This is a genomic window from Gluconobacter potus (assembly GCF_015244705.1).
Classification (GTDB): domain Bacteria; phylum Pseudomonadota; class Alphaproteobacteria; order Acetobacterales; family Acetobacteraceae; genus Gluconobacter; species Gluconobacter potus.
Genome location: NZ_JABCQF010000001.1, coordinates 719,768 through 736,570 on the forward strand (window position 1 = coordinate 719,768; position 16,803 = coordinate 736,570).

Annotated in this window: 12 protein-coding genes; 2 read left to right on the forward strand and 10 right to left on the reverse strand. The window is 59.7% G+C overall.

Annotation, left to right across the window (positions count from 1 at the left end):
* Positions 1 to 2 precede the first annotated feature (2 nt).
* From HKD31_RS03135 to HKD31_RS03145, 3 genes are read right to left on the reverse strand one after another with little or no spacing between them, the layout of a single operon-like run.
* On the reverse strand, positions 3 to 935 hold the full coding sequence (locus HKD31_RS03135; RefSeq protein ID WP_062496144.1) for a 2-hydroxyacid dehydrogenase: 933 nt from the start codon (positions 933 to 935) through the stop codon (positions 3 to 5).
* Between the two features lie 37 nt (positions 936 to 972).
* Entirely contained in the window at positions 973 to 1,440 is a 468-nt protein-coding gene (locus HKD31_RS03140) for a low molecular weight protein-tyrosine-phosphatase (RefSeq protein ID WP_194263632.1), read from the reverse strand.
* Positions 1,437 to 2,417, reverse strand: coding sequence for an AEC family transporter (locus HKD31_RS03145; protein ID WP_062496058.1), 981 nt, complete (start codon positions 2,415 to 2,417; stop codon positions 1,437 to 1,439). Before HKD31_RS03145 ends, HKD31_RS03140 begins: the two co-directional genes overlap by 4 nt.
* 160 nt (positions 2,418 to 2,577) lie before the next feature.
* On the opposite strand from HKD31_RS03145, the gene HKD31_RS03150 reads away from it, so the two are divergent.
* A complete protein-coding gene (locus HKD31_RS03150) occupies positions 2,578 to 2,889 on the forward strand; it encodes a hypothetical protein (protein ID WP_062496060.1) in 312 nt (103 codons plus the stop codon).
* Between the two features lie 20 nt (positions 2,890 to 2,909).
* Here HKD31_RS03150 and acs read toward each other — a convergent pair whose 3' ends face one another.
* The 7 genes from acs to HKD31_RS03185 all read right to left on the reverse strand — a co-directional run bounded on the left by acs (position 2,910) and on the right by HKD31_RS03185 (position 15,328).
* Complete coding sequence (gene acs / locus HKD31_RS03155) at positions 2,910 to 4,817, reverse strand: acetate--CoA ligase (protein ID WP_194263631.1); 1,908 nt, start codon at positions 4,815 to 4,817, stop codon at positions 2,910 to 2,912.
* Positions 4,818 to 4,933: 116 nt separating this feature from the next.
* The gene (holA, locus tag HKD31_RS03160) at positions 4,934 to 5,935 is read right to left on the reverse strand and encodes a DNA polymerase III subunit delta (protein ID WP_194263630.1); all 1,002 of its coding nucleotides are present in this window, start codon (positions 5,933 to 5,935) and stop codon (positions 4,934 to 4,936) included.
* Between the two features lie 3 nt (positions 5,936 to 5,938).
* Positions 5,939 to 6,610: a hypothetical protein gene (locus tag HKD31_RS03165; protein ID WP_062496065.1), complete on the reverse strand. Its 672-nt coding sequence runs from the start codon at positions 6,608 to 6,610 to the stop codon at positions 5,939 to 5,941.
* Positions 6,610 to 9,207: a leucine--tRNA ligase gene (gene leuS, locus HKD31_RS03170; RefSeq protein WP_194263629.1), complete on the reverse strand. Its 2,598-nt coding sequence runs from the start codon at positions 9,205 to 9,207 to the stop codon at positions 6,610 to 6,612. The genes HKD31_RS03165 and leuS overlap by 1 nt, the downstream gene beginning before the upstream one ends.
* 7 nt (positions 9,208 to 9,214) lie before the next feature.
* Positions 9,215 to 9,733: a DUF3576 domain-containing protein gene (locus HKD31_RS03175; protein WP_228120134.1), complete on the reverse strand. Its 519-nt coding sequence runs from the start codon at positions 9,731 to 9,733 to the stop codon at positions 9,215 to 9,217.
* Positions 9,734 to 9,868: 135 nt separating this feature from the next.
* Positions 9,869 to 11,977, reverse strand: a complete 2,109-nt coding sequence (locus HKD31_RS03180) for an AfsR/SARP family transcriptional regulator (RefSeq protein WP_194263628.1) — start codon at positions 11,975 to 11,977, stop codon at positions 9,869 to 9,871.
* Between the two features lie 927 nt (positions 11,978 to 12,904).
* The gene (locus HKD31_RS03185) at positions 12,905 to 15,328 is read right to left on the reverse strand and encodes a TonB-dependent receptor plug domain-containing protein (protein WP_228120135.1); all 2,424 of its coding nucleotides are present in this window, start codon (positions 15,326 to 15,328) and stop codon (positions 12,905 to 12,907) included.
* A 259-nt stretch (positions 15,329 to 15,587) separates the two neighbouring features.
* Here HKD31_RS03185 and HKD31_RS03190 point away from each other — a divergent pair, with 259 nt between their 5' ends.
* Positions 15,588 to 16,784 carry an SMP-30/gluconolactonase/LRE family protein gene (locus HKD31_RS03190; RefSeq protein WP_194263626.1) on the forward strand — a complete coding sequence of 399 codons (1,197 nt, stop codon included), beginning with the start codon at positions 15,588 to 15,590 and terminating at the stop codon, positions 16,782 to 16,784.
* Positions 16,785 to 16,803: the final 19 nt, after the last annotated feature.

A 16,803-nucleotide genomic window follows, 5' to 3' on the forward strand; every position in this document is an offset into this window, starting at 1 on the left:
TCTTAGATTACGGGTGTCAGCAGGGTTTTATCGGTGAAATAGGCAATCAGGTTGTCCACGACCAGATTAGCCATGGCCGTTCTGGTTTCGACTGTGGCCGACGCCTGATGGGCCTGCAGAACGGTGTTTGGCAGGCTTAGAAAAGCCGGATTGATATTGGGCTCGTTCTGGAAAACGTCCAGTCCGGCGCCAGCGATGCGTTTTTCCTGCAAGGCGCTCAGAAGTGCGGCTTCGTCCACCACTGTTCCTCGGGCGATATTGACGAGGAAACCGTCTTTGCCCAGAGCATCCAGGATGTCCCTGTCGATCATGTTGGCGGACCGTGGACCGCCTGAGACCGCCAGGATCAGGACGTCGCACCAGGTTGCCAGCGCCTTCAGATCAGGCTCGAAGTGGCAAGTGCTTTCAGGCCGGGCGTGTGAGTTGAAGTAGGCCACCTCCATACCGAACGCCGAGACGCGTTTGGCAATCGCCTGGCCGATATGTCCAAATCCTGCGATGCCCACTTTTTTCCGGGTCAGGCTTCGTCCGAGGGGAGGCGTGGCGGAAGGCCATTTTCCAGCACGGACGAAGGTATCGTTCGTCACGATGCCCCGCATCACTGCCATCATCAGCGCGACGGCCATGTCGGCCACGTCGTCCGTCAGGGTGTTCTGGGTTGTGGCGACCCCGATGTTGCGGCGTCTTGCTTCATCCAGATTGATGCGGTCCGTGCCCACACCGTTGACGGAAATGACTTCAAGATTGGGCAGGGCGTCCATGATTTCGGAAGGAACCCCGGACCCACCACCTGTCGTGATCCCGCGAATGGCAGGAGCAATGTTCTTCAGGTTTTCCAGCGATGTGTAGGGGTGGAGTGTAAATGATTTCTCCAGCCTTTCCTTCATGACCGGCACGAGGGGATCAATCGTCAGAATGTCAGGTTTGGATGACATGAAACTCTCCATTTCTGTTCCGCTCAAGCTAGAAGCTTCAGGGGCGGGGGCCAAGAGCGGTTCTGGCTAGGGCGGCACAAGCGGCCTCGACGTCCTCCCATGTCGTGACGAAGCCTTCATCCGGCCCGTAATAGGGGTCGATGACGTCCTGTCCGGCACGGGCTGGAATATGGTCCAGCATCAGGGAAAGGCGCGCTTTTGAGTGGTGAGGGCGCATTTGTCTGAGAATGGCGAGATGGGAACGGTCCATCGCAATGATGTGGTCAAACCGGTCGAAATCTTCTTCGGTGACAAGGCGTGCCCGAAGCGGTGACGCATCAAGCCCCTGTCTGGACGCGACGACACGGGCACGGGGGTCAGGAGCCTCGCCGAGATTCCAGCGTCCGGTTGCCGCAGAGTCGATATCGAGGGTCAGTCCGCGAAGGCTGGCTTCGCGGCGCATGGCCAGTTCGGCCAGAGGTGAGCGGCAGATATTGCCCGTACACACGAAAAGAAAACTGGTCATGCACCTGTCAGCCAAATGAAAAATGCCATCGTGAAGATTGAACTTAACGTTCCAAAGAACAGAACGGATGCAATCTCACGTTCCAGCACATGATAGCGCATGGCAAGGATGACGTTGATCGACGCACTGGGGATCGCCATCGTCAGGACGCTCTCCTGAAGGGCAGGCAGGGGAAGGTGCCACAGACGGGCCAGCGCATAGATGATTCCGGGAATAATGACATTCCGGACGCTGACAATCACGCCGACCAGAGGGCTGAATTTCACCTGACGCGTAAAGAGCACCACGCCCGATGCGAACAGCGCCGCGCCACCTGTCGTGCGGCCGAGCAGCTGAAGTGAGCCCTTCAGAAACTGTGGCAGGAAGGCGCCGGCACTGACCAGAACAAGCGCCATCATCGGAACCCAGACGACCGGCTCCCGGCAGGAATGCATCAGATGCCCGAAAAGCTCACGGAGTTCGTTCCGGGTTTCCCCTTCAGTCTCGACCCGATGGCGGGTGCCGCGGTCATGTCCCATCAGGATCAGGGTGGTGGGAAGCTGCACCAGATTCATGGCCAGGGACGCGATCGAAATCGGCACCGAACTGGCCGGCCCGAAAATCTGTCCCAGAACAGGAATACCGATGAAGGGAACGGATGGTCCCGTGATGGTCATCGCAATCAGGGCCGCTTCGCCCAGACGGCGTTTGAGCAGTACGCGCAGAATGGCGAAGATCAGGCCGTAACCGCCGATCATGGCCAGCAGGATCAGAGCTGCCACCGGCCCCGCTGCCAGAACCTGGTTGCGGGGCGTACTGAGGATGGATGCCAGCAGTTCCAGTGGAAGCGCGTAGAGCATGACCAGACGTGTCAGAACACCAGCCTGCTGGGCATCGAAATCTTTTCGGTATGCCGCGAAATATCCAAATCCCAGCGTCACGAGAATCGGGAGAATGGACTGAACGATCGTCAGCAGCAGGGCAGGCGAATTCGTCATAGATGATCCATGTGAGAAAATCCGGTCAGGAAAAGATCATCTTTCGTAACGGTCGCTCCAACATTCGTCTATCCCCATGGCAGATGACAGTTGACCGGAGCCACGGAGAATGGCTTTGTGGAGTGATCTTGTCCTCTTTCAATCGGTGCCAGATCACGTGATGCAATCCATACTCGATACGTTGTGGGGTCTGATCCTCGGACTGCTGGGCGTGGTTGTGGCCGGTGTGGCGATCACCGAGGTCATGGCCCGCACCGTCCTGGCCAGTCTCGGGATACAGGGAAATTCACAGACGGTGCTGCTGTTCCTGCTTCTGGGAGCGCTGATCGTGGCGTCGTTCAGGATTTTCGGACGGCTGTTTGCCGTGCTGTTGGTCGCGGCCTTTTCCGTCTATTTCATGCATGTCGTCTTCGGGTTCCTGAGCGACGCGCTCATCCCGGTTCAGACATCGGGCGGGACGACCGATGTCTGAACCCTGTCAGGGCTGACAGATCAGCTTTCCGGCACCTGGATCAGTGCGATCAGCGTTGCAACGATCTCAGGATCAGCAAGGGTGGACAGGTCGCCAAATCCTTCGGTCTCTCCGCAGGCAATCTTGCGAAGCAGGCGGCGAACGCTTTTCCCCGAGCGGGTCTTGGGAAGGTCCGGCACGACATGGACGCGTTCCGGCGCCGCATAGCGGCCCACTTTTGATGTGATGGCCTGTGCGGCCCGGACGTGAAGATCCGCCGGCGCGTTATCGCGCGGGACGACATAGACGACGATCCCCTGTCCCTTGAGGTCATGCGGAACGCCAATCGCTGCACTCTCCGCAATGGCCAGTTCAGTCGCCAGAGCGTCTTCGATCTCGGCAGAGCCGATCCGGTGACCGGAGACGTTGATCACGTCGTCAACGCGTCCAGTGATCCAGTAATACCCGTCTTCGTCACGCCGCGCGCCGTCACCCGTGAAATAGTAGCCGGGATAGGGCTGAAGATAGGTGCGCTCGAAAAGGGCAGCATCATTCCAGATCGTGAGCGCCCGGCCGGGCCAGGAACCCCTGAGGCAGAGCACACCTTCCGTTGCGCCTTCTTTCGGAGCGCCGCGTTCATCCAGAAGAACCGGATGGACACCGGGTAGGGGGAGCGTGGCGGAAGCGGGCTTCTCCCGGACAGCGCCCGGAACCGGCGAAATCATGATTCCACCGCTTTCGGTCTGCCACCAGGTATCGACGAAAGCGCAGCGCCCGCCACCGACATGATCATTGAACCAGGACCACGCTTCCTGGCTGATAGGCTCGCCGACAGTCCCCAGAACGCGCAGGGAGGAGAGGTCATGACGCTGCACAACCTCATCGCCTTCGCGCATGAGAGCGCGGATCGCGGTCGGAGACGTATAGAACGTCGTGACTTTGTGGTCCTGAATGACGCTCCACCAGCGGCCCGGTCCTGGATAGGACGGCATGCCTTCGAACAGCAGAATCGTTCCGCCGTTCAGCAGGGGGCCGTAAACGCCATAGGTATGCCCGGTGATCCAGCCGATATCGGCGGTGCACCAGAAGATGTCGCCTTCCTGATGATCGAAAACCAGTTCATGGGTGTAGGACGCCCAGACCAGATAGCCGCCCGTGCCATGCACGATCCCCTTGGGCTTTCCGGTGCTGCCCGATGTGTACAGCAGGAACAGCGGGGCTGAGGTCGGCATGTCCTGCGCAGCGCAGTCGGCCGATGCCTCGTCCAGAAGGGGCGTCAGCCACAGGTCCCGTCCCGCCGTCAGATCAACCTCGTCCTGCGTCACGCTCACGACCAGCACATGTCTGACGGCCAGAGCTTCCGGACGGAGATCCAGAGCGGCGTCCAGCGTCGTCTTGAACGGGATTCGCTTGGGACCACGGCGTCCCATATTGGCAGTAATGACCAGCACTGCGCCACTGTCAGCCAGTCGGTCGGCAATCGCTTCCGGAGAGAACCCGCCGAAAAGAACCACGTGGATGGCTCCGATCCGCGCGCAGGCAAGCATGGCGATCAGGCCTTCCGGCACGGACGGTAGGTGAATGGCAACCCGGTCCCCGGTCTGCACGCCCTGTTCACGCAGCACGTTCGCCATGCGGCAGACGCGTTCGTGGAGCGTCCGGTAGGTGAAGGTCACAACCCGGTCGGCCTCTTCGGCTTGCCAGACAAGGGCGTTCTGATCGCCGCGCGTCTCAAGATGTCGGTCCAGACAGTTGACGCTCGCATTGAGCACTCCGCCTGGAAACCAGCTGCGTTCGGTGCAATGAGCCTGACCGGGCGTGGTGCTCCAGTTCAGCCGTCTGCTCTCACGCTCCCAGTAATGTTCAGGCGCGACAGTGGCCTGCTCCACCAGATGGCCATAGCCCGCCGGAGTCAGGCGGAATGTATGAGGTTGGGAGGAAAGAGACATGGACCTGAAACCTTACGCACGAAAGACGAACGCCATATAGCGGGCGCATCGTTATATTTGGCTTGCAGGATCGGAAATAGAGGAAAATTACTCATCCCCATTCCTGCCCGAATGGTTCATGCCTTTCTGACGGTGCACAGAGAGGCGATGTGCCGCCTGCACAGCGCCATGTCGGGAGACGCGCTCTGCTTGCAGGCCAGTTCGAACGCCTGCGTTTCCCGGGCCGCCGCTGCCAGTGCCGCAAGAGGCCACCGGTCAAGCGCCTGATTGAAAGCCGCCGTCCGCTTGAAGAATACGGGGGGCCTGAGCGTCTTCATGGACTCGGCCCGCCCCTGACCATCCTGCACGCCCTGCGCAACCTTCTGAAGCCGCACCAGAACGCCCAGAACGGTCCGCGCAACGGCTACGGGGTTGGCACCATCGGCCAGCGCCCGTTCAAGAGCCTGATCGGCCATCATGCGGTTTCCGCACAGCGCGGAAAAAGCGGCGTCTTCCAAAGAATTGCCGCCCGCATCGCCGACACAGTCCTGAACGGCCTGCAGATCGAGACGGCCATTTTCGCCCGCATACAGAACAAGTTTTTCGATTTCGCCCCGCACGCCACTGCGGTCGGAGCCAAGCACGCCCATCAGCCAGCTCAGGGCATCGCGGTCGATCGTCACACCGGCCTGACCGAGAGCATCCGTCACGGTCTGGGAGAGGGCGCGTCCTTCTTCGGGATAACAGGCGATGGACGCGACCTGCTTGTGGGCTTCGGCGAGCGCACGCAGTTTCGAGCGCGCCGTAATTCCCGGAGCCTCGATAACGATCAGCGTTTCCGTGTCGGTTTCAAGCACCCGCTTGAACAGAGGGGCCAGACTGTCCTGACCCTCACGCACCCAGACCACCCGTCGCCCGCCGATCAGGGAAAGCGCCGTGGCCTCTTCTTCAAGCCGGTCCTGCGTTTCCCGATCCAGCTGAGCCACCTGGAACGGATCATCCGTCGTCCCGGCCACCAGCCTGACCGCCTGCGCGGCACGCTCACGAATAAGACCCGTATCTTCGCCATGAAGCACGATGGCCCGCCAAGACCCGGCATCGGCCAGTGTCCGACTGATGCTTCGTGCGTCGATCTTCACCACTTACTGCGCAGACGTGCTGGTCGTGCTTCTGGATAGACGGCCCGTTGCGGAAGCCGGGAAGCCATCGACACCTGTCCGGTCGGTGGCGGCATTGCCGTTGTCATCCGGCATGCGATCCGTGTTCAGATAGCGCGGCAGTTCATCCGGCGCGGCTTTCTCGGGCATGTTGTGATTGCGGAACCAGATCGCGATCTGCTGCGTCATGGTCTGCGCCAGCGTATCCGAGACGCGTGCCTGAAGCGTTTCATCATTCAGCGTCTGGGCGAAATACTGCTCGAACGTGGTGTTGAAACCATCGAGTGTCGTGGCATCCCCCTGGGCCAGCAGGCGCGGATTCTGCTCGACCGTGATCAGCACCCAGTGCGCCGAGCCCGTGCTCCGGGTGCGGCCGGACGTATTGTCCTGATGGATGTCGACCGCTTCTTCATTCATGCCGGAAGAGACTTTCAGCATGTATTTATGAGGATCTTCCGGCCCGGCGCCGGCCAGGTTTTTCTGCAGGGCCAGACGGAGTTCCTGGCCATAACGCCCCGGAATGTTGTCCACATAAATCTGTGCCAACTCTTCCGACATGTCGGTTTTCGGGGTCAGCTTTCCATAGAGGGGGGAAAAACCACACCCCCCCAGCAGAAGGAAAGCCGTGAGCAGAAAGGCGCCGCGCCGGTCAGACATCAGCCCGCCACCACGAAATTGACGATCCGGTTCGGAACATGGATTTCCTTCACCAGCCGTTTTCCTTCAAGCAGACGGGCCACATTCGGCTCGTTCTTTGCAGCGGCCAGCACGTCTTCTTTCGGCGCATTGGGCGGAACCTCAATGGTCCCGCGCAGCTTACCAAGGATCTGCACACCGATCGTCACACTCTGCACGGCCAGCCATTTTTCTTCGGCTTCCGGCCAGGGACGCTCCACAACAAGTGCACTGCCCGGTTCCAGAACTGCCATCATGTCTTCCGCAAGATGGGGCATCATCGGAGCCGTCAGCAGACACAGCACGCGTGCCGCCTCACGGCGCGCAGCGGCAATGCCGGCGCCTTCGATGCGTTCGGCATCGGCCAGAGCGGAGGTCAGCTCATGCAGACGGGCCACGGCAACATTCGGCGTAAAGGCTTCGAGAGCTTCACCGACGGCGGCAATGGTCCGGTGCGTGACACGACGCAGGTCATCCCCTGCTGCACCATGCGCACTGTCGGCTGCATCCCGTGCGGCCACGGAAGCCACGAGACGATGCAGTCTCTGGCCAAAGCGTGCAGCAGCGGCAACGCCTGCGGCCGTCCATTCCATGTCCCTCTCCGGCGGGCTGTCGGAGAGAACGAACCAGCGGGCCGTATCCGCGCCATAACGCTCGATGATGTCGACCGGAGACACCGTGTTGCGCTTGGACTTGGACATCTTTTCCGAGCGGCCGACCTGAACCGGCGTTCCCGTCTCACGGCGCACCACCTGATCGCCGTGCCGCTCGACCTCTTCGGGATACAGCCAGCCGCTGTCGTCGCGGTAGCTCTCATGCGTCACCATGCCCTGGGTGAAGAGACCGGCAAACGGCTCGTCCACATCCAGATGCCCGGTTTCATGCATCGCGCGGGTGAAGAAACGCGCATAGAGCAGATGCAGGATCGCATGCTCGATGCCGCCGATATACTGGTCCACCGGCAGCCAGCCATTGGCAGCCGCCGGAACTGTCGGGGTTTCGGCATGCGGGCTGGTGAAGCGGGCGAAATACCAGGAACTGTCAACGAACGTGTCGAACGTATCGGTCTCACGAACCGCAGGCTTGCCGCAATGCGGGCAGTTGACGTGCTTCCAGGTCGGGTGGTGATCGAGCGGATTGCCGGGACGATCAAATGTCACGTCTTCCGGTAGGATGACGGGAAGCTGGTCATCCGGCACCGGAACCGGGCCGCAGGTGTCGCAGTGGATGATGGGAATGGGGCAGCCCCAGTAGCGCTGCCGGGAAATGCCCCAGTCGCGCAGGCGCCAGTTCACGACACCCTTGCCAGCCCCCAGACCTTCAAGGCGCTCAATGACTTTCGTCCGCGCAGCAGCAGGATCCAGCCCATCCAGGAAACCCGAATTGAACAGGGTCGCATCCCCCGAAACGGCCTTCTTGCCCAGGACAAAGGTCTCGGCATCCTGCCCCGGAGGCAGCAGAACCTGCGGAACCGGCAGGTCGTACTTGCGGGCAAAGTCGAGATCGCGCTGATCGCCGCACGGGCAGCCGAAAACAGCGCCGGTGCCATAGTCCATCAGGACGAAATTGGCGATCCAGACAGGTGCCGTCTTTTCGGGATCAAGCGGGTTGGCCACGCGCAGACCCGTGTCGAACCCGCGCTTTTCGGCAGCTTCGATCACTTCCTCGGACGTCCCGAGACGGCGGCATTCCTCAATGAAGGCAGCGGCCTGCGGGTTGCTTTCCGCAACCTTGCGGGCCAGCGGATGTTCCGCTGAAATCCCGATGAAGCTCAGGCCAAACAGGGTATCGGGACGCGTCGTGAAGACTTCGACGCTGTCGAGATCCTCGTCATAGCCTGCGGGCGGCTGATGCAGCGCAAAGCGGACCCGGGCCCCTTCCGAACGGCCGATCCAGCGCTCCTGCATCGTCCGGACGCGTTCGGGCCAGCGATCAAGCGTCTTCAGATCATCAAGCAGGGGCTGAGCGAATTTCGTGATTTTCAGGAACCACTGAGAGAGCTTCTTCTTCTCGATCAGCGCTCCCGAGCGCCACCCGCGCCCGTCCACGACCTGCTCGTTCGCAAGAACCGTCTCATCGACCGGATCCCAGTTGACCAGAGAATCCCGCCGCTCGACCAGACCGGCGGCCAGCATGTCGGTGAACAGCTTCTGCTGCTTGCCGTAATATTCCGGCAGGCAGGTTGCGATCTCACGGTCCCAGTCCAGCGAGAAGCCCAGACGCTGCAGTGTGCCCCGCATGGTGGCAATGTTGTCCATCGTCCACTTGCCAGGATGGACATTGCGTTCACGGGCGGCATTTTCTGCCGGCAGACCGAACGCGTCCCACCCCATGGGGTGCATGACAGCGAAACCACGGGCCCGCTTGTAGCGCGCGACCACATCCCCGAGCGTATAGTTTCGGACATGCCCGACATGAAGCTGCCCCGACGGGTACGGGAACATCTCCAGCACATAGTATTTCGGACGATCGGCCGGGGGAACATCCGGAACCGCAAAGGTATTCCGCCGCTTCCATTCGTTCTGCCAGAACGGTTCGCGGTTCTGGAAATCGAATGCGGGGGCTGTGGTATCGCTCATGTCTGACTCAGTTGTCCCGCTCGCCATTTTCGGCACGCAGTTGACGTGCGCGGGTCAGGATACGGGTAGTAATATCGGAAGTGGTGGTGGCGGAAACGGGGGTGTCTTCCCACTGGCCATCCTGCAGAACCTGCCGGAACACGGAGACCCGCAGAGCGTCCGAACGCAGGCGACGGTCCAGCACATAGGCCGCAATCTTGAACCGCTCGTTCTGGCTGGAGGACGGCTGATACCAGTCGGTCAGGATGACACCGCCCACGGCATCGGCAGAGGCCAGCGGCATGAAGGACAGGGTGTCGATCGCTCCGCGCCACAGATAGGCGTTCACACCACCGCGAAGCTCGTCAGCGCCACCTTCGGCACCGCGATCCACACCGAGAAGATGATTGCGAGGCGCGGTCAGGGTGCTGGGGTCACGCCCGCTGCCACAGGCGGCAAGAGCGCTGAGCGCCAGAAATCCCAGGGCAAGCCGGGTTGTCGGTCGGTGAAGGGGGCGAAGAACGGTCAACTGGATGCGAGACATCATGTGTGGTCCTGCGGGCCGCGCCAGGGCCGGTCACAAGCAAGGATGCAGACTGGCGAGGCCTGCAGCCGGCAACTTCTGTTTGAGTGTTCATATCGTGCCGGCGGCAAGAGGCCAAGCACCTGAAGGAAGATGTTCTTATCCTTCGGCCACGCCGGCCTTTCTCAGCGCTTCAGCCAGTCTCGTTTGCAGTGTCTTCCCCCCGAAAGGAAAGCGGTCGATTGCTCTGGAAATGGTCAGATCCGGTACCAGACGAAGAAGGTGACGACAGACCTGATGCGCCTCTTCGGCACAGTCGCCCATTTCAATCAGGGCGATGAGGTAATAAACCAGAGAACTCGGGTAGGATGGATAAAGACCGGATGACAACCGACCCATCGAGATTACTTCCTGATAGTCTTCCCCTAGCAACAGGACCATCATGAAAACCGGGCGCAGCAGTTCAAGCAACTGTGAGCGATACCCGTTTTCCAGCAGTAGCTTCACCTTTCCGGCTGCCGCCTTCGTCTCCCCACCCAGCAGGGCCAGAACAATCTCCGCCATCAGAAGATCAGGAGAATCCTTGTGAAGCCCCTCGATCCGCAAGATTCCCTCAGCCGCGGACTGGGCAACCGAGAGAGCCGTACTGTGCATGGCAGGCTCGTGCATCAGATACGCGGCGAGAAGAACTTCGACTGCATGCAGATCCGGCATCAGCGCAATGGCGGTACGAACGCTGCGAAGACCTCGGGCAAAAACAGCTTTGGCTTCAGGGCTCCATTCATTCAGGAAGCGGATATAGCAGTGCAGGGCATCAATGAGTGCAATCGCACCGTCGTCCCCGTCAAGATCGCCGGCGCGTTCCAGCAGAAATCCAATTCTGTCGAAAAGTGAAGAATCATGCCGCAGGAGCAGCATGAAAGCCCGTAGCGCCATTCCAAGTGCTGAAAGTTCTGCATCCGGTCGGGTCGCAATTCGCCGGGCTTCGGTGACAAAGATGCTCCACTGCATTGCCTGGGCAGGCGCCAGAAGGCTGTTTTTTGCGGTATCCGGACCGGAATGTGGGAAATCGTAATGCGTTCCCCATATGATGACTCCCCCGCGCCGCGCGTCCAGAACGCGGAGGATCAGTCGGTTTTTGGCACCATCAGGACCTGCCCGCAGATTCCCGGCAATGATGTAATCCATGCCCCAGTTCCGATAGACCGCGGCCGCACTCACAGGGTCGGGCGGGGAGGTTTCGGGGAGCGCAAGGATGTCGAAAGTCCCCATGTTGACGAACATGAGTTCCAGTTGATCCCGCAGGCGCTGGCCCTGTTCTGCAAGCGTTTCATTCGCAGAAAACGGGGTCAGGAAAACCAGCGTGATTTTCCGGGGTTCTGCCGCAGCCGGATGTTGTGAGGCGTAATGCAACGGCAGGGCAAGCATCGGATCCGGGCGCATCACCGGAGCTGTGAAAGACGCTTCAGGGACTCGGGTAGCCAGACCTGCCTGGGAGAAGTCCCGGTCCAGATCCTTGCCGAAGCTTTCAGTTGGAATGCTCTTGATCAGCGCCTGTGTTGCCGGAGTAAGGATATGTCCTTCGGCGTCTCCGAAAAGATGTGTCATCTGGTCAGCGAGTGCGGCTGCCCGACCCTTGTCACCACGATGCAGGGCCATCTGAACTCTGGCACGCCAGGCAACTTCATTCAGGCCGTCAAACTTCAGCAGGCGTTCAGCCACGTCCTCGACCTGATCCGGATCTGTCAATTCCCGGACGGCATTTTCATAAACCTGCTGGAGATGTGTTGAGAGGCGCTCCCTCTGCTGGACAAGCCATTCGTCCAGCGCCGGATCCACCCCTGCCAGCTCTCCGAGCAGCGGTTCGTCAGGGAGGGTCACGCTGTCGATCGTCCGGACACTGACTGTGAGCAGCCTCTCGGCATCCACCGAAGTGAGAGCCGGCTTCAGGGCCAGTGAGTGCCGCTGGACATCAATGACGTCCACGCCTAGCGGACTCAGCGCATCCAGAAGACGGTGAATTTCCTGCCGCAGAGATGCGCGCGCCATCTCTTCAGGGCGTTTGCTCCATAGCAGTTCCGCCAGCCGGGAGCGAAGGACAGGTTTCCGGTCAGAAAGAGCCAGAATAGCCAGAAGGGCCCGTGTCTTGCCCCCTACCGGAAGCACGCTCTCGCCTGTGAGAGTTCTTGCTTCCATCTGCCCGATCAGTCGCACGCGCAGAAGGGTGGGGTCGGTCTCGCGGATATGACGGGATGAACTGTCCATCATCTTCGCCGCCTCCACGATCAGCATCTCCTGTCGAAAAGGACAGAAGTTCCAAACCGTTTCAGTATGTCATTATAAGCAACGCGGATCATGGCAATTCTCAACCCAGTCAAACCTGCAAGACCTCTACAAAAAGGTATTGTGTAGGATGCCAGCTGCGAATGCGCTCTATCCTACTCAGGATTTGGTACTACCAGAAAACAGATCACCTTTTTGATGGAAAAGAGGTGTCGTGCAAGGCCGTAGCAGAAGCCTTGCTTAAAAGACTAACCAGAAAAAGTTTAGATAGCATAAACAGGGCGTGTAATCTTCATCCCCGACGATATGCCCTGTCGAGGGTTTCGATTTTCCTGTTTTCCCGGATGTTGCCGGTTTGGATGAAGAATTCCTGACGTCTTCCACTGACTTATATGGCGCAGATACGGTTGCAGCGATACCATAACTGCGATACGAGAGACGTGTTTGTCCGCGTAGCTCAGCAGGATAGAGCACAGGATTCCTAAGGTTTTGAATTGGGCGCCATGATGGGAAACCGCATGGTGGATTCGCTCAAATTCGGGGAACGCTCTGATCGTCTCGATCGTGCCAATCCCGAGCCAAGCTTTCCGGCGTGCCGGTAAGAAGGTGTAGAGACTGTACGGGCGACACCTTGGCGTTCTGGCCATGGTGAAGAGACAGTCCAGACCACGAACATGCTTGCGGGCATGGCGGTGAAAACCGAAGTGGTATGAATCCTGGGGCCGGAGGTTCGAATCCTCTCGCGGACACCAACAAACACAATATTTCCAGAACCACATTTCTTGCCCCCGCAGGTCAGGGGACGCGGGTTCTTCCCGCAGCAGGCCTTGCGGTTGTCCGGGTGGGGAGACCTCCGGGCAGATGGTCACCTAAAGCGAGATGATGTCTCCATCACCTCGCTGTGTTCAGCCCTCAGAAGCGGGCTGAAACATCCAGGTAATAATACCCGCCACTCATGCCGAGCTGGGATGTGCTCATGTAATATTTGGGCACACCGAGATAACGGTTCCCTTCAGGAACGACGGACGGAAATTTGGCGAAGATGTTGTTCCCGCCGATCGTGGCGCTCCATTTGGGCGTGATGTTGTAGGTAACGGAGGCGTTCGTCGTCCATTTCGGCACATTCTGGAACTCCAGGAAGTGGCTCGTGGAATAGGTATATGGCCCTGTATAGTAGGTGAGCTGGGACGTTGTCTCGCCATAGCGGATTTCATGGACGGAGACCGCCCATTTGTTCCGGGCAGAATGCCAGGTCCCACCGAAGATGATCTTGCTGCGGGGATACGCCGTGGTGAGGTAGGCGATATACTGGGCGTTCAGAAGGGCTGCTCCGGTTGTGCTGGTCGCCTGATGGCGCAGGCGCGTGCGATTCAGGTTGATCGCGACATCCCAGTCCGCATGACCATAACGACCGAAATCGGTCGGATAGGTCGCCGTCAGATCGAGACCCTGTGTCCGGGTGTTGGCGACATTGGCAAACCAGTGCGTGGCGAGCTGGCTTCCAGTCCAGTTTTCAGATCCTGCCGGCAGGTTGAAGCCGTCAGCCTGGAGTGCGCTGTAGGCCTGCGATCCGTAGATCGTACCCCCGGGCATGATCCGGTCGCGCAGGTCGATCTGATACACGTCGACGGTAACGTGCAGCTTCTTGATCGGTTCGACGATGATGCCGCCTTCGGCACTCGTGGACGATTCCGGCTTCAGGGTTGAGGCGCCGTTGGCGAGCGCGCCAGCGGAGTTCGCCGCAATGATGCCGCTGGCAGCCGTTGGAGAGACGGAGAGTGCGGAATAATGTTCCTGCGCGAGCGTCGGCGCATGGAAGCCATTGCTGAATGTGCCGCGGATCGCAAAGCGTGGGCTGAAATCGTAACGGGTCGAGATCTTGCCGGTCTTGGTGTTGCCGACATCCGTGTAATGCTCGACGCGGCCAGCCAGATCGATCTGCCAGTGCTTCATCAGGTTCGTTGAGATGTCGAGATAGCCCGCCGCAACGTCACGGGACCATTTGCCCGCATTGGCCGGGTTGGTGCCGGGAAAGCCGTCCGAGCTGGAATAGGTGTAGCTCGCCGGAGAGCCTGTGCCGATGGCATAGGCCTCGTAACGATAGGACGCACCACCAGCGACGTTGATGGCATAAGGCCAGAAGGAGGTGCGGAACTTGCGGCTCAGGTCGACGCTGTTCGTCCACTGCGTGTCGTTATAGGACTGTGCTGCGAAGGATGTCGGGGTCTGCCCCGTGGCGGTGTACAGGCCCACATTTGTTGAGCTCTCGGTATCGAAGGCATCGTAGTCCCGTCCGAAGACCGATGAAACATCCCAGTGCCAGCCCGCCAGTGTCCCCCTGAAGCCGGCCGTCAATTCGTAGTCGTCCTCGTTCAGGGCTTCGATGGGCGTATAGCCGTAAGGGTAGATTGAGGCATAGCCGGGATAGCTGGCGAGCGTGGAGGGCAGGCGGTAGTTCTGATATGATTCCGCATGCCGGTGCGCATAGGTCGCGCTGGCATAGGCCTGCACGTTGTCAGTGATGTTGTAGCCGGCATTGATGGCGACGCTCTCACGGGTCTGCTCGGGCTGCCCGAGAAGCTGATTGACATAGGTGTTGGTCCGGTTGTCCGCCCCGGACCGGACCGTATGGTCCTGATGAACGAAATCGCCGCCGATATGAACGAAACCGCGATTGTTCAGATTCAGGCCGCCGTCGATGAACACACCTTGCTGGAAACCGTCGCCTTCGCTCGTGATTCCCGTGTTCGAGCGCATGGTCAGACCATGGTTCTGCTTCTTCAGGATGATGTTGACCACGCCTGCAATCGCGTCTGAACCGTACTGGGCGGACGCACCGTCACGCAGAACTTCGATATGGTCGATCATGGACATGGGGATCATGTCGATATCGACAGGCGTTGACCCCTGCGCCGGGCCGCCATCCGCATAGATATTCGCCGTGGTATGGCGCCGCTTGCCGTCCACCAGAACGAGCGTTTCGTTGGGGTTGAGCCCGCGGAGCGAAATCGTGTCGGTCAGGGCACCCGCATCAAAACCGCCTGTGGGAACGGTGAGGGATGGCAGCAACAGCGCCAGGGAGTCGCGGAGTGTGGGCTGGCCGGTACCTGTCAGCTGGCGATTCGTCACGATGTCGACAGGAGCGATCGAATCCCGCGCCTTCTTGCCGAACTCACGCGTCCCCGTCACAACGACCGCTTCACTGCCCCCCGCTACTTCCACCGGCGGTTTCGGGACCGGCCGGGAAGTGGCCTTCCGGGACGGAGGGGTTGCATGGGTCTGTTTGTGCTGAACCGGAACGGATTGCGTTGTCGCAGCGCGGCCTTCGTCCATCATCAGGACAAATGCAGAGCCAAGAAGGGAAGTCCCCAGAAGGGTTACATGACGAAGAGAAAGCTGGGTCAGCACTTTTACCACGCAATAAGTTAGTAATTTATACGAAACACAAAATCGTTTCGTATTTGCGGAACGTCAACATAATTTTCCGGTTCAGGAAAAATGTCGATCACATTTTGTAGGGGCTGTGGCGTTCCTTACACGCTTGGGGCGTTATGGAAACGGTGTGTCTTGCAAATGGATTCCGGAGAGTTTGTGCATGAAGCGACGTCATTTCCTGCGGGCAGCATCAGCGGCCCCAGCGTCTCTCGCAGTTTCTGCCGCGCTGCCGGTTGCTCAGGCGTGCGCAGCTGGAAACGAGGATAACGGCACAGGGCCTTACGGGGAGCTTGATATTGTTGCCGAATTCGATGGTCCTGGCCCCTCGGGGATCGTGGTTCTCCCGAATGGCAGAATTTTTGTCGGTTTTCCACGCCATGCCGTGGATCATAAGGGAGCAACTCTCGGCGAACTGGTCGGTGGGAAGGTCGTGCCTTATCCCAGTGCCGAAATGAGTCTCCCGGGGAATGTTCCGGCAGAGTGTCTTGTTTCCGTTCACGGCATGACCATGGATCGGAACGGCAGGCTCTGGGTGATTGATGACGGCAAGCGCGCCGGACATCCCCTGCAGCCGGGGGCAGCGAAGATCGTCTGCATCGATCCGGCAACAAACCGGGTCGCGCACAAGATCATCCTCAAGGCGCCGGTGCTTCTGCCGGACAGTCACATGAACGATCTGCGGGTGTCGCTGTCCCATGGGGCGCAGGGGACGGTCTTCGTGACCGATTCATCCTTCGGAACAAGCCCCGGACTGGTGATCGTTGATGTCGCGACCCAGCAGGCCCGTCGCGTGCTGACGACGCATCCCGCAATCCTTCCGGAAACCGGATTTCTGGCCATCGTGGAGGGTGAGCCCCGCCGCTATATCCCCGGTCATCCGCAGTTGGTCTCGGGCGGCGTGGATGGCATCGCGCTGACTAAGGACGAAAAACGTCTCTATTTCGCACCCCTGACCAGCCGTCGGCTTTACAGCCTGTCGGTGGATCTTCTCGCAGATCCGGCGTCGGATAATGCCGTTCTCGGCCCCGCAATCCGCGATGAAGGCGAAAAGGGCGTGGCAGATGGTCTGGCCCTGGATGACCAGAACCGGCTCTATACGACAAATTACGAGCACGACTGCATTCTGCGGCGCGACCCGGATGGATCGTTCAAAATGATGCTCCGGGATCCGCGTGCCCTCTCACCTGACGGAATTTTCGCAACCGCGGATCATGTCTACTGCACGTTCGGGCAGTGGAACCGGCTGGCATCGTTCAATGGCGGCACCGATCGCAGGGTCACGCCCTATCTTCTGATTCGTTTTCCGATCGAGCAGTCGCAGCCTTATGATGCGTTGCCGCTGGGGCAGAAATCCTGAGCCCCGATACGAAAAAGCC

Bases quoted from the DNA above. Each gene is read 5' to 3' on its own strand.
- HKD31_RS03150 (WP_062496060.1), top strand. From the start codon at position 2,578: ATGCAATCCATACTCGATACGTTGTGGGGTCTGATCCTCGGACTGCTG.
- leuS (WP_194263629.1), bottom strand. From the start codon at position 9,207: ATGAGCGATACCACAGCCCCCGCATTCGATTTCCAGAACCGCGAACCG.
- HKD31_RS03135 (WP_062496144.1), bottom strand. From the start codon at position 935: ATGTCATCCAAACCTGACATTCTGACGATTGATCCCCTCGTGCCGGTC.
- HKD31_RS03175 (WP_228120134.1), bottom strand. From the start codon at position 9,733: ATGATGTCTCGCATCCAGTTGACCGTTCTTCGCCCCCTTCACCGACCG.
- HKD31_RS03145 (WP_062496058.1), bottom strand. From the start codon at position 2,417: ATGACGAATTCGCCTGCCCTGCTGCTGACGATCGTTCAGTCCATTCTC.
- HKD31_RS03190 (WP_194263626.1), top strand. From the start codon at position 15,588: ATGAAGCGACGTCATTTCCTGCGGGCAGCATCAGCGGCCCCAGCGTCT.
- acs (WP_194263631.1), bottom strand. From the start codon at position 4,817: ATGTCTCTTTCCTCCCAACCTCATACATTCCGCCTGACTCCGGCGGGC.
- HKD31_RS03180 (WP_194263628.1), bottom strand. From the start codon at position 11,977: ATGATGGACAGTTCATCCCGTCATATCCGCGAGACCGACCCCACCCTT.
- HKD31_RS03165 (WP_062496065.1), bottom strand. From the start codon at position 6,610: ATGTCTGACCGGCGCGGCGCCTTTCTGCTCACGGCTTTCCTTCTGCTG.
- HKD31_RS03185 (WP_228120135.1), bottom strand. From the start codon at position 15,328: ATGATGGACGAAGGCCGCGCTGCGACAACGCAATCCGTTCCGGTTCAG.
- HKD31_RS03140 (WP_194263632.1), bottom strand. From the start codon at position 1,440: ATGACCAGTTTTCTTTTCGTGTGTACGGGCAATATCTGCCGCTCACCT.